The organism is Streptomyces sp. NPDC002853 (assembly GCF_053591915.1).
The window spans coordinates 387,152-399,578 of sequence record NZ_JBSFUS010000003.1 but is presented as its reverse complement, the minus strand read 5'-3'; the positions used below and the strand labels follow the sequence as shown (position 1 = coordinate 399,578).

Annotated in this window: 11 protein-coding genes; 7 read left to right on the top strand and 4 right to left on the bottom strand. The window is 70.8% G+C overall.

Features of this window, described 5'->3' with window-relative positions; all coding sequences use genetic code 11:
- Window positions 1-18: 18 nt before the first annotated feature.
- The 3 genes from ACWD02_RS09710 to ACWD02_RS09700 form a co-directional block, all read right to left on the bottom strand.
- Entirely contained in the window at window positions 19-879 is an 861-nt protein-coding gene (locus ACWD02_RS09710; RefSeq protein WP_451206731.1) for a chaplin, read from the bottom strand.
- 100 nt (window positions 880-979) lie between these two features.
- The gene (locus tag ACWD02_RS09705; RefSeq protein ID WP_451207458.1) at window positions 980-1,237 is read right to left on the bottom strand and encodes a chaplin; all 258 of its coding nucleotides are present in this window, start codon (window positions 1,235-1,237) and stop codon (window positions 980-982) included.
- Window positions 1,238-1,443: 206 nt separating this feature from the next.
- Entirely contained in the window at window positions 1,444-1,854 is a 411-nt protein-coding gene (locus ACWD02_RS09700; protein WP_365820131.1) for a rodlin, read from the bottom strand.
- A gap of 207 nt (window positions 1,855-2,061) precedes the next feature.
- Here ACWD02_RS09700 and ACWD02_RS09695 point away from each other — a divergent pair, with 207 nt between their 5' ends.
- From ACWD02_RS09695 to ACWD02_RS09665, 7 genes are all read left to right on the top strand, one after another.
- Complete coding sequence (locus ACWD02_RS09695; RefSeq protein WP_451206728.1) at window positions 2,062-2,472, top strand: rodlin; 411 nt, start codon at window positions 2,062-2,064, stop codon at window positions 2,470-2,472.
- A 609-nt stretch (window positions 2,473-3,081) separates the two neighbouring features.
- Window positions 3,082-4,011, top strand: coding sequence for an LCP family protein (locus tag ACWD02_RS09690; RefSeq protein WP_451206725.1), 930 nt, complete (start codon window positions 3,082-3,084; stop codon window positions 4,009-4,011).
- Window positions 4,012-4,122: 111 nt separating this feature from the next.
- Window positions 4,123-4,530: a rodlin gene (locus ACWD02_RS09685; protein WP_451206722.1), complete on the top strand. Its 408-nt coding sequence runs from the start codon at window positions 4,123-4,125 to the stop codon at window positions 4,528-4,530.
- Window positions 4,531-4,634: 104 nt separating this feature from the next.
- Window positions 4,635-4,943 carry a trypco2 family protein gene (locus tag ACWD02_RS09680; protein ID WP_451206719.1) on the top strand — a complete coding sequence of 103 codons (309 nt, stop codon included), beginning with the start codon at window positions 4,635-4,637 and terminating at the stop codon, window positions 4,941-4,943.
- 11 nt (window positions 4,944-4,954) lie between these two features.
- Window positions 4,955-6,025: an effector-associated domain 2-containing protein gene (locus tag ACWD02_RS09675; protein WP_451206718.1), complete on the top strand. Its 1,071-nt coding sequence runs from the start codon at window positions 4,955-4,957 to the stop codon at window positions 6,023-6,025.
- A gap of 79 nt (window positions 6,026-6,104) precedes the next feature.
- Entirely contained in the window at window positions 6,105-6,314 is a 210-nt protein-coding gene (locus ACWD02_RS09670; protein WP_363209049.1) for a hypothetical protein, read from the top strand.
- Window positions 6,315-6,349: 35 nt separating this feature from the next.
- Window positions 6,350-8,233 (top strand): HEXXH motif domain-containing protein, encoded by a 1,884-nt coding sequence (locus tag ACWD02_RS09665; protein ID WP_451206715.1) that lies wholly within the window; start codon window positions 6,350-6,352, stop codon window positions 8,231-8,233.
- A gap of 33 nt (window positions 8,234-8,266) precedes the next feature.
- Here ACWD02_RS09665 and fxsT read toward each other — a convergent pair whose 3' ends face one another.
- Entirely contained in the window at window positions 8,267-12,166 is a 3,900-nt protein-coding gene (gene fxsT, locus ACWD02_RS09660; protein ID WP_451206712.1) for an FxSxx-COOH system tetratricopeptide repeat protein, read from the bottom strand.
- Between the last annotated feature and the right edge of the window lie 261 nt (window positions 12,167-12,427).

Genomic DNA, 12,427 nt, shown 5'->3' with positions numbered 1-12,427 from the left:
GCGGCTTGTCCGGGCGAACTAGCGGCGCGACGAGGCGAACCCGCGGCGGTACAGGATCCCCCCGCCGACCAGCAGAGCGGCGCTCGCGGCGGCCGCGGCGAGCAGGTCGTGCTCACTTCCGGTCTCGGCGAGCCGGGCGACGGTGTCCGGCGCCTCGTGCGCGGCCGACTGCACCTGCCGGGCGGCCGAGGTCGAGGACGCGACGTGCCGCGGCGGCTGGCCGGCCTCCTTGGGCGGCATGGCACGGTCGACCGGCGGCTCGGCGGCCCGGGGCGGCGTCTCGGGGCCGGACGGCGACTCGGGTGAGGAAGGCGTCTCGTGCCCCGGGGACGTCGGCGCGGGCGCTCCGTTGGCGCAGCCGTTGCCGGCGGCCGGGTTGAGCAGACCCACCACGTCGACGGTGTTGCCGCAGGCGTTGACCGGCACGTCCGCGGGCGCCTGCGCGTTGTTGCCCGTCAGGACGCCGGGCGAGTGACTGGCATGGCCGTGGGCCGTCGACTGGGTGCCCGAGTGCGCGCCCGAGTGGGACCCGCCGTCCGAGTCGTCGCCGTACCCGTGCCCGTGGCCGCCGTCCGTCCTGGTCTCCGCGCGCTCCTGCGACGGCGCTCGGTGCGGGGCGTCGGCGTGCCTGTGCGGGGCGCTGGTGTTCGCGCAGCTGTTGCCCATGGCGGGGTTGCCCACGCCGACCACGTTCGCGCTGTTGCCGCAGGCGTTCACCGGTACTTCCACGGGGGCCTGCACGCTGTTCCCGGACAAGATCCCGGGCGAACCCGTCGCGCCGCCGTCCGCGCCCGCGGCGTACGCGTTCGAACCGGACAGGGAGAGGATGCTGGTCGCGGCCGCGGTCGCGAGCATTCCTTTACCAATGACCTGTCGCATCTAGTTGTCTTCCTCTGAGCAAGTGGAAAGCCGGCCTTGGAGTCGTAGCGACGTTCCAAGGCCGGCCATGAGAATCACAGCCAGTTGGCTGGGTGCTACCTCAGACGTTGGCGCAGGTGTTGCCGAACGTCGGGTTCAGCAGGGCGATCACGTTGACGCTGTTGCCGCACAGGTTGACCGGCACGTGGACCGGGACCTGGACGACGTTGCCGGAGAGGACGCCCGGGGAACCGACGGCCGCACCCTCGGCGCCGGCGTCGGCGAACGCGGGAGCCGCCATGCTCATGGCCATCACGACACCGGCGATGATCGTTGCGCTCTTCTTGTGCTTCACAGATGTTCCCTTCTCTGTGGTCATGCCGATCTGGCAGTCGAAACCGAGCGAGAACCACGTTGCGTCTCGCTCCATGACCCGCAGCCTGCAAACGAGTTGACGGTCCGGAGGAAACCGCCGATTTCGACCCATCAGGAAATTCACCCGAATTACCGCATGCAAAAATGAAGAAGCCCGGGCTGCCACGCCTTGGAGCAGGCAGGCAGCCCGAGCGTTCTCACGCCGGCAGATCAGCCGTTGAGCTCTCCGTTCCCGGACAGCACCGGGATGTCGTTCAGGATGTGCGACAGCGGCTCGTCGCCCTTCGCCTGCGTGGAGTTCTCGGTGCACTGCTGGTTCTGCGGCGCCGACAGGATCGGGATGTCCTGGACTCCGACGTTCACGAGCGCGACCAGCGACTGGAGGTTCGCCTTGACCGGGAGACCGACACAGGGCTTGTTCAGCGAACCCTGGACGAGGGAGAGCTGGGGGCTCATGTCGCCGTGCGTCGCGGAGTTGCCGTACGCCTGCTTGGCACCGTTGCCGCTCAGGGAGGTGGTGCCGTGGTCGTCACCGATGGCCAGCGCCGAAGGGGCCGCGGCAGCGGACATGCCGACGACGGAAACGGCAACTGCCGCCGTGGCCATAGCCTTCTTCATCATTTTTGTGTGTTCCTTTTCTGGCAGAAGCTCGAGTCACTGCACGCTGACCAACCGGTCGGCAGGAGTTTGAGTTTCGGGGCTTCACTCGGTTGGGTTCCGTGTCAGCCCTTCGTTGGGCCATCAGAGTGAAACGGAGCAACCATGCGCAGGGCGTGGAGTTAATCAGAGCGCTCCGGCGAACGGGGTTTCTCCAGAAGGGAATTACTTGTGATTAAGAAGGGTATGGCTGCAGCCGCGGTTGCCGTCTCCGTCGTCGGCATGTCGGCCGTCGCGGCTCCGTCGGCCATGGCGATCGGTGACGACCACGGCACCACGTCGCTCAGCGGCAACGGCGCCCAGCAGGCGTACGGCAACTCCGCCACGTACGGCAACATGAGCCCGCAGATGGCGCTGATCCAGGGTTCGCTGAACAAGCCCTGCATCGGTCTCCCGGTCAAGGCGAACCTCCAGTCGCTCGTCGCGCTCGTGAACGTCGGAGTCCAGGACATCCCGATCCTGTCGGCGCCGCAGAACCAGCAGTGCACCGAGAACTCCACGCAGGCCAAGGGCGACGAGCCGCTGTCGCACATCCTGTCCGACATCCCGGTGCTCTCGGGCAACGGCAAGGGCAACAGCTGACCCCCCTCGCACTGCACAGCGGGCCGCCGTTCACCGGCGGCCCGCTGCCGCGTTCCGTGCTCTCCGCCGCCCCTGCGGCCGTCAGCGCCTGGGCCAGTGATCGCGTGACATCAGAGCTTGCCATTCCTGGTCCGGGCGGCCCGGAACGGTCTTTCCCTGCCGCTCCCAGGAAGCCTGCAGAGACTTGAAGATGGGGTCATCGACGCGGCTTTCCGGAGAATTCCTGCTCACCGGGATGAGGCCCTGCCGCTTCCATTGATGCTTGAAGTCAGCCATGTTCCCTCGCCATCGACGGGCGTGTGTCGGACCATCTGTTCCAGATGTGGAATCCAGGGAAACCGAACAGCTTAGGGCGAACGAGTTGTTGTTCCTGCGTGCCGTGAACTCTCGTGCTCAGCGGTGGCGTAGAGCGGTTTACCGTTTCTTCGTCCCGGTTCCCCCGCAGCGGAGTCCAGCTTGCGCACTCACTTCCACTCACCGACCGGAGCCCGGCGCACGCGAAAACTGCGGGTCGCCGTTCCGGGGGCCCTTCTGATCGGCGTCACCATTGCGATGGGAAATGCCACGGCGCTGCCGCTCCCTGTTCAACGCGTCGATGTCTTCGGCGACATGAAGAATCGACCGAACGAGGGAAGCGGTACGAATATCCTCCTGATGGGGACGGACGGCCGCGACACCATCACGCGCAAGGAGAAGCGGGATTACCGCGCGGGCGGGGTCGCCTGTGACTGCACGGACACGCTCATGCTGGTCCACGTCTCCGAGGCGGGGGACCGCGTCAGCGTCGTCAGCCTCCCCAGGGACTCCTACGCCGACATCCCGGCGCACCGCGACAAGGCCACCGGGCAGGTACGTCCGGCGCACCCGGGGAAGATCAACGGCGCCTACGCGCAGGGCGGTCCCGCGCTGTCGGTGCGGACGGTCGAGGCGATGACCGGCGTGCGCGTCGACCGGTATCTGCAGCTCGACTTCCGGCGCTTCATCGACAGCGTCAACACAGTGGGCGGCGTGCGGGTCTGCACACCCCGCCCCCTCAAGGACAAGACGACGAAGCTCGACCTCGCACCCGGCAGTCACCTGCTCAACGGCGGCCGGTCCCTGCAGTACGTCCGCTCCCGGCACGTGGACAGCAGCGCCGACTTCGGGCGGATCCAGCGCCAGCAGCGCTTCCTGATCGCCGCGATGCACGCCGTACGTACGGGGAATGTCCTGGCCGACCCGGTCAAGGCGGCGCAGCTCGGCCGGGCGCTGGCCGGCGCGGCGTCGGTCGACCGGGGGTTCAGCACCGAGCAGATCCTGCAGCTCGCGACGGAGCTCGGCAGAGTCCCGGCGTCGTCCATGGAGTTCACCACGGTGCCGGTCAGCGGCTTCAGCGAGAACGGCTCACTCCGGTGGGACCGGGCGAAGGCCGGCAAGGTCTTCACGGCCCTCAAGCGGGACCAGCCCCTCACGGCCCCCGACTCGCAGGCCAGGCTGAGCGATCCACCGCGGTTCGGGAGCCCGGCGACCGTCCGCGGCGACACCCTGGAATGCCGTTGACGGTGCTCTGATTACTACGCCAACCGGGTCGAACGTCGCAACCATCACCGTGTCAGACAGTTGATCATCATGCGGCTCTGCCAAGGGAGCCCGCTCCTGAAGGGAATCAAAATGAACAAGCTGTGGGCATCCGCGGCCATTGCCGCCTCCGTCGCCGGAATCTCGGCAGGGATGGCCCCCCAGGCCCTGGCGATCGGTGACGACCGAGGCACCACGTCGCTCAGCGGCAACGGCGCCGAGACGGCGTTCGGCAACTCCGCGACCAAGGGCAACCAGAGCCCCCAGCTCACGCTCGTCCAGGGCACGCTGAACAAGCCCTGCCTCGGCATCCCGGTCAAGGCGAACGTCCAGTCGATCGTCGCGCTCGTGAACGTCGGAGTCCAGGACATCCCGATCCTGTCGGCGCCGCAGAACCAGCAGTGCACCGAGAACTCCACGCAGGCCAAGGGCGACGAGCCGCTGTCGCACATCCTGTCCGACATCCCGGTCCTCTCGGGCAACGGCCAGGGCAACGGCTGATCTTGCCTCAGGGGCCGGCCGCCGTCGTGCCGGCCGGCCCCCTTCGGCTCTCGTCGTGTCGCCTCCACGGTGTGGGGGCGACACGACGGGGGTAGAGGCCCGGCGTGATTGAACTCGCCGAGATGATCGCGCAGTTACGTGGGGAGCTCGCCGCCGCCATGGCCGCGGCGCAGGACGCAGGGGACGACACGCTGCGCTTCGAGCTGGGCCCCGTACAGCTGGAGGCGGAGTTCGCCGTACAGCGGTCCGCCGGTGCGGACGGCAGGATCCGTTTCTGGGTCGTCGAGGCAGGTGCCTCCGGCCAGCAGGCGCACAGCACCACCCATCGCGTCACCCTCAGCCTGGAACCCCGCGTCCGCGACACCGATCAGCGGCCCTGGGTCAGCGGTGACCGGACCGCACGCGAACGCTGAGCCAGGCCACCATGCCGGCGGCAGCGGGTCTTGAGGCGGCGCGGGTCGCCGAGGTGCTGGTGGAGAGGCCGGGCGGAGCGCCCGGACGGCGCGGGTCCGGATATCGCGTGGGGGACAGGTCCGTGCTGACGGCCGCTCACGTGGTCGCGGGGCCGGTGACGTCGTTGCGGGTGCGCTTCGACGCCGATCTGCCGGGGGAGTGGGGTGCCGACGTACGCGTCGTGCTGCTCGTCGAGGCGGTGGACCTGGCGCTCCTTGAGATCACGACCGAGCCGCCCGAGCGGTGCTCGGCCGTCGACAGTCCCCGCTACGGCATCGTGCCCGAGTCCGATGCGGTGCTCACCGTCAGCGCGATGGGCTTTCCCCGTTTCAAGCTGCGGGACGACAGGATGCGCCTCCTGGACGACGGCGCCCCCAGCCAGTACCGCGACTCCTGCCATGTGTCGGGGACCGTCTCGGCCCTGTCCAATCGCCGCGAGGGCACACTCGAACTGGCCGTTCTCGCGCCGCGCGCGGACCCCGAGCCGGAGCGCTCGCCCTGGGAGGGGATGTCCGGCGCCGTGGTCTGGTCGGGAGGTGCCGTCGTCGGTGTGATCAGTGCCCACCACCGCTCGGACGGCCTGGGCCGGCTCGCGGCGGGCCGGGTGGAGCACTGGTACGGCGCACTGTCCTTCGCCGAGTTGCAACGCCTGCACGAGGACGCGGGCCTGCCGCTGCCCGGAGGGCTCACTTCCGCAGCGGAACCGGAGGGGCCGACGGCGCCCCCCAGCCTGGCGAATCTCCCCCCTGACCTGCCCTTGCGTGAACTCATGCCACTGGTCGACGCGTTGACGGCACTTCCGTCCCTGAAGGACCCGGGCAGCCTGGCTCTGGTGCTTGCCGGCATCGACGGGGAGATCGCCGCGAACCGGCCGCGGGACCCCAGACTCAGGATGGACATTTACGGCATCGTCCACACCTGCCTCCGCTATCGGGGCACACTCGATCAGCTCCTGGAGACCGTCCGGCTCCTGGAGGGGCAGTCCACGGAAGTGGCGGTCGTCGACCGTGAGGCAGCTCAACTGGCCAAGCGTTACTGCTGACTTGATGTCGGGCACGGCTCGGATGCGGGGTTTCGCAGCGTGCCGTGCTGGGTCATCATGAGGGGGAAAGGGATGGCGCATGCACGGAATCACGGAGGGGGACTTGGCAGCCGTGGAGCAATCGATGCCTGCCGTCGAGTCCGATCTCGTAGATCTCTCGGGGGTTTCTCTTGAAGCGCTGCTCTCCATGGACGGCAGTGCCATCGCGGGGTCGCTCGAACCCCTGCTGCGCCACATCGACGACGCCCGCGCCGTCACCATGTCGTACAGCCCCTCCCGCTTCGACTGACACGGCCGCGGCCGGCACCGCGCCGTGGAGCGACCATGTCGGATAGGAGTGGGGCGTCCATGCCGGACGGGCGCACGGCGACGGCAGGTCTGGCGTTCCACCGGCTCTCGGCGCCGAGTGTGCTCGCTCTCGCGCGGGGCGAGGGCGGCGTCGCGGCGGTGGAGGAACTCCTCATCGCCGAGCGCAGCCGCCGTCTGCTGCTGGTGCGGGCCCTCGCCGACAGCCTGGGCGAGGGCGACCCGCCGCAGCCCGCGGGGACGGACCCCATGTCGCACCGGGCGGCCTGGACGCTGCTCGTGCGCACCCAACAGCACGCGCCCCGGGCCTTCGAGGACACCTTGATGTGCCCGCACACCGGCATGTGGCTGTCGCTCGCCCTGCGCAGGCTGCGCGGCGCGACGGCCTACGAGGACGCGCCCCTGTGGGTGGTCGCCGGGCACCTGTCGGCACTGGCCGCCGCCGCTGCCGCCCGGGCGGGCCTCGACTTCTCCCTCACCGTCCCGGTACGCCACGGCCGGGTGCCGCTGCCCACCCTGGGATGCGCGGTCCTCGCGGACGCGGCCGAGCCGTGGGGCACGGCCCGGGTCGATGCGCGCGAGGGGCGGCTGCGGATCACCGCGGGCCGGGAGGCGGTGACGGCCGGGCCCGAGTGGTCCCGCGAGGGGCCGGGCTGGCACGCGGTGCGCCGCGTGGAGCTGGAGCCGGCAGGGCCCGGGAAGCTCCTGCTGCTCGACGAGCTGGACCCCTATCGAACCTTCCCGCACCCGAGCCCGCCCCGCCTCCTGTCCGCCGAGGAGGCGCGGACCTGGCAGGACATGCTCACCGAGGCGTGGGAGATCCTGCGGCGCGACGAGCCTCAGAGCGCGGAGGCGATGCGCGTCGGCCTGATGTCGCTCGCGCCCACGCCGGCCAGGGAGAGATACCGGCCGCACAGCGTCACGGCCGGGGACGCGTTCGGCGGCGTCATGGCGTCGCGGCCCGACGACGTGGCACAGCTCGCCGCGACACTGGTGCACGAGTTCCAGCACACCAAGCTGGGCGGTCTGATCCACCTGGGGCCGCTGAGCGAGCCGGCGGCCCCGCCGGGGGCGCCCGAGCAGCTCTTCTACGCCCCCTGGCGGGACGATCCGCGGCCGCTGGGCGGGCTGCTCCAGGGGATCTACGCCTTCGCCGGGGTGGCCCGCTTCTGGTCCGTCCACCGGCATGCGGCCGATGCCGCGTACGCCCCGATGGCCCACTTCGAGTTCGCCCTCTGGCGCGCCCAGGTGTCGGCCACCGTGGAGCTCGTCCACAGCCACGACCGCCTGACCTCCCTGGGGCGACGGCTCCTCGGTGCGCTGCGCGAGAGGTGCGGGGAGTGGCTGGCCGAGCCGGTGCCGCCCGCCGAACTGGCGCTGGCGCAGGAGGTGGCGGCCGACCACCGCGCCCGCTGGCGGGCCCACCACCTGCGGCCGCCCGCCGCGGCCGTGGAGGACGCCGTACGGGCCTGGCGGCGGGGGGACGCACGGCCTCCTGCCGCGCTCGCGGCGCCGCCCGGTCTCGTACCGGTCGCGGACACCCGCTACCTGGACACGGCCGCCGTCCTGGCCCGCTACCGCCTCGGCGCCCCGGCGGCCGATCCGAGCGACATCGAGGGGGCCCGCGTCGCCGACCTGCTGCTCGCGCGGGGTGACCTGAGCGGGGCGCGGGATGCCTTCGTCACTCAACTCGCGGGCAAGGAGCCGGCGTTCGCCGCCTGGGCGGGTCTTGGCCGGGCCCTGGCCGGGGCCGCCGAGCACCGGGACGCCTCCCGCCTGCTGCGCCACCACCCGGAACGGGCCCGCGCCGTACAGAGCGCGCTGGAGCACGCCACCGGGCAGGGCGCCGATCCGGTGGAGCTTGCCGCATGGCTGGGGCGGGGCGAGCCGGACCCGGACTAGCGCGGCGGGGGCGCGGGCCCCCGCCGCGGCCGGTTACAGCGGAACCGGGTCGATGTCGCAGTTGGCCCGCTGTCCTGCCTTGGCCTGGACGGTGGCCGGGTGCGCGGCGGCGTTCTCCGAGCGGAGCCGGGGCTCGTCGAGCACGCGCTCCATCCGCGCGATCGTGTCGGCCCGCAAGGTGTTGCCGTCCGTCTCCTCGCCCACCGCCACGAGGTCCATCGCCAGGTTCAGGGCGCAGGCCAGCGTGGTGGGGTGGTCCTCGCCGAGGGTGGCACGGCAGCGCTCGAGGGTCGCCTCACCGAGCACCCGCGCCGCGTCGTGGTCGCCGAGCGCGGCCATGTCGCTGGCCAGGTTGATGGCGCAGGCCAGCGCGATGGGGTGGGCGGGGCCGAGCCGTTCGGTGAGCGAGGAGAGGGCCGCTTCGTCGAGCCGGCGCGCCTCGTCGGGCTGACCGAGCAGACGCAGCGTCACCGCGAGGTCGATGTCGGCGGACAGCACGTGCGGGTGGCTTGGGTCGAAGATCTCGCGGTACCCCTGGCAGGCCTTGACGCCCCGCTCGCGTGCCGCCTGGAGGTCGCCGTTCTCGCGCAGGGCGATGGACAGCGTCAGGGCGGCGGAGAGCGACTGAGGGTGGTTGTCGCCGTACCTGCGGGTGAAGCGTGAGCTGGCGTCGAGTGCCATCTCGAGGGACTTGGCGTGGTCGCCCTCCTTGCGGCAGGCCTCGCTGAGCTGGCGCACCGTGCCGATGGCGGCGGGGTTCCCGCGGCCGAAGACCTCGCGATAGGCCATCATCACGGCTTCGTGGCGGGCACGCGCGCCGACGTAGTCCCCTGTCTCGCGCATGTCGATGGCGACGTTCAGCTCGGTGTGCAGCGTCTGCTGGTGGTCCTGGCCGAGGACGCGCAGCTTCAACGCCAGGGTCTGCTGGTCGAGTTCGTACGCCTGGCGGTACTCGCCCATCAGGCGCAGGCTCACCGCGAGGTTGTGGGCGGTGTTGAGGGTGGTCGGGTCCTCTTCGCCGAAGGCCCTGCGGGCCCGCTCGTACACCGTCGCGTCCAGTTCCGCACCGCGGGCGAAGTCCCCCTCGACACGGCGCACGGCGGCCTCGAGGTTGATCGCGTCCAGGGCGTCCTCCCGTGAGTCCTCACGGTCGGGCGGGGCCGTGCGCTCGTAGACCGCCCTGATCTCGGCGACCAGGGCAGCCGCCTCGCGGTGGCGGCCGACGGCCCAGTAGAAGAAGCCCAGCTTCTGCCCCATGATGAGCGTCATCTGGTCTTCCTCGCCGAAGACGTCCCGCCAGGTCGCCCAGGCCCGCTCGGAGAAGTCGAGCGCCACGTCGTGGTCGCCCCAGTGGTAGAGGTACAGGGCGACGTTCAGGACGAGCTGGCGCACCCAGGGCTGGTCCGACTTGACCGCGTCGGACGCGATGACGTGGCTGTAGAGCTCCGCGTACTTGGGCCAGTTGGCCGGGGACACCGGCGACTTGGGGTCGGCGGCGGCCAGCAGGGTGTGCGCCCCGTGCCGCATCCGGGCCTGTTCCTCGGGGGACATGCGGTTGTTCAGGACGAGCTGTACGAGGCGGTGCATCTCGATGGAGTTCGTACGGTGGTCGATGCGGGCGAGGGAGTAGCGGTTCACTTCCCTTATGGCGCGCGCGAGCCGCATCGGGTCGTTCAGCGTCGCGTCGAGCTCGGGGAAGATGCTGCTGTTGCCCAGGCCGGAGAAGATGGACCGGGAGATCGGGTCCGGGGCGAAGTACGAGCAGAGCTGCAGCAGACGCAGGGCCGAGGGGCTGCGGGTCTCCAGGTGGTCGAGGGAGACGTTCCACGCGGCCGCGACCGGCAGTTGGTAGTCCGGGGGAGGGGACGTCTCCAGGAGTTCGGTCCGCTTGTTCTCGAAGAGGCGCAGATACTCCGAGGCGGGCATGCCCGTCTCCGCACGCCACGCGGCGGCCTGCTCCAGAGCCAGCGGCAGGTCTCCGAGCGCCTCGGCGAGACGGTCCGCCTCTTCCTCCTGGAGGGGCGGCCCGGAGTGGCGCAGGAGTTCCTTGCTCTCCTCGCGGGTGAAGACGTCCACTTCGAGTGAGCCGCCGACCAGTCCCCACCGCCGGTTGCGGGAGGTGACCAGGATCGTGCCGTTGCCCCCGGTGGGGAAGTAGTGGCGTACCTGCTCGGGGTTGTCGGCGTTGTCGAAGATCAGCAGCCAGCGCGAGTACGGCCGGCCCTCGCGCAGTGCCTCACGCACCGCGGGGCCCGCGATGTTCGCCTCGGTGCTGGTCTCCAGGCCCAGGCGGCCGGCCAGCTCCACGAGCGCCTGACCGATCTGACCCGGCCGCTCGGAGGGAATCCACCAGACGATGTCGTACTCACCCTGGTGGCGATACGCGTACTCGATGGCGAGCTGGGTCTTGCCCACGCCGCCCATGCCGTGGATCGCCTCGGGCAGCACCGTGGTGGTGCCTTCCCGCAGACGCTCGCCGAGCAGTTCGAGCAGCTCCGCGCGGCCGGTGAAGTTCGGGTTGCGGGGCGGCAGGTTTCCCCAAACGCGCGGCAGTGATGTGCGGTCCCCCTCGATCGTTTGCTGGGGCGTAGTCGACATCACCAATGCTCCTTCACGATGGGGCCGAGAGACGGGGGTTTGACCGCTTTTCTCCAGGCTGACTGCGTATCGACGATCGTGCCAGCCAAGTACCCCTGCCAGCAGGGCGGCGCGCTGCATGAAACGTCCGGAGAGTGCCCTCAGCGCGGCGAGTTCCACGCGCAGGAAGTCGATGTTCCGGCTGTTCACCCGGGGCATGGCCAGGGTGTCCAGCGGTTCGGCGGGGGAGGGGAGCAGCGAGGGGGTTCCCGTCCCCTCGGCCGCCAGTAACGCGCGTACGTCGTACAGGATCCTTGCCGTGTCGCTGCGGCGGCCCAGTGCCAGCAGCTCCTCGCGAATGTCGGGAGCGAAGGAGAACGTCACGTCCGTGACGGCGTCGCCCTGTTCGCCGCTGGGCCGGACGAGGCCGCTCATCAGCAGCTCGGAGGCGTGCACCGGGCCCGCTCCCGGCGTGGTCTCCAGAACTTTCGAAATGAGGGGGAGGCTGAGGGGTACGGCCGATAAGCGGGTCGCCAGCGTGAAGGCCGTGGGCGAGGCGCCGGCGCGGAAGTCCGACACGCGCTCCGAGGCGGGCACCGTGCTGCGCGGGTCGGGGACGTCGTCCGTCCAGGGCAGGGCGCGCGCGGCGTCGGGCCTGCGCTTCCACTCCCGTGCCCGGACGGCGGACATCTCGAGCCACTGCGGCTCGGGGCCCGTGAGGAGCTGGGTCCAGGCCTCGGCCCAGCGGTTGGTCAGGGCGAGGACCGGCACGAGGACGGTGTCCCCCTCGACCTCAGGGTCGTCCGGGTCGCGCGAGTCGACCGGGGCCTCGCGCAGCTCCCAGTCGAGCTCGCTGTTGGCCGCCCAGGGGTGACCGGCACGCAATCGCACCCGGGAGACGTCCAGGCCGGTGCGGAACCACAGCTGCTGGGGGAGGACGTGCACCACGGCGACCGGGCAGGTGCGGCCCCAGGCACGCAGCAGGGGCAGGACGGCGCCCGACCGCCAGCCGGCCGCGAGCCCGTCGGTCAGCACGAGGATCACGCGGCGCATGTCCGCGATGCCGCCGAGCGGTTCCTCGGGGCTGATCCGGGCGGGGTCGGTCTCGTCGGTGCCGCGCAGGCGTAAGACCCGTACGCGCGCGAAGTCTCCGCCGCGCTTCAGCTCGCCGACCAGTTCGCCGACCGCCTGGTCCCACACCTTCATGGTCAGGTGGCCGTCGAGGACGAGGACCGCTTCGGCGCGCTCCTGTCCGCCGGACCGGCCGGACCTGGCGCGGCCGAGTCGGCCGAGAACGGACGCGGCCTCACGTCGTGCCCGCGTGGCCGGTCCCCGCTGCCCTCCGTCGTCATGCATATGCGCCCTCAAGGCGTCGAGGCGGCCTGGACAGTTGTGCGGAGTCCCGCAGAGCGCGGGCGTGCGTGACATCCACAAGCGCAGCGTGACAGTGCGCCCGCACTGCAAGCAAGGGGGTACGGCGGCATGGGCCGGGGCGCACGGAAATCGTGCTAGAAGTCACGCCTTCGGCAGGGTAAGTCGTGCCTGCGGCGGAATGCGCGGTGCTCCCCGCTCGTACATGCGTGCGCCCGGCCCATAACTGCGTGCGCCCGGCGGACA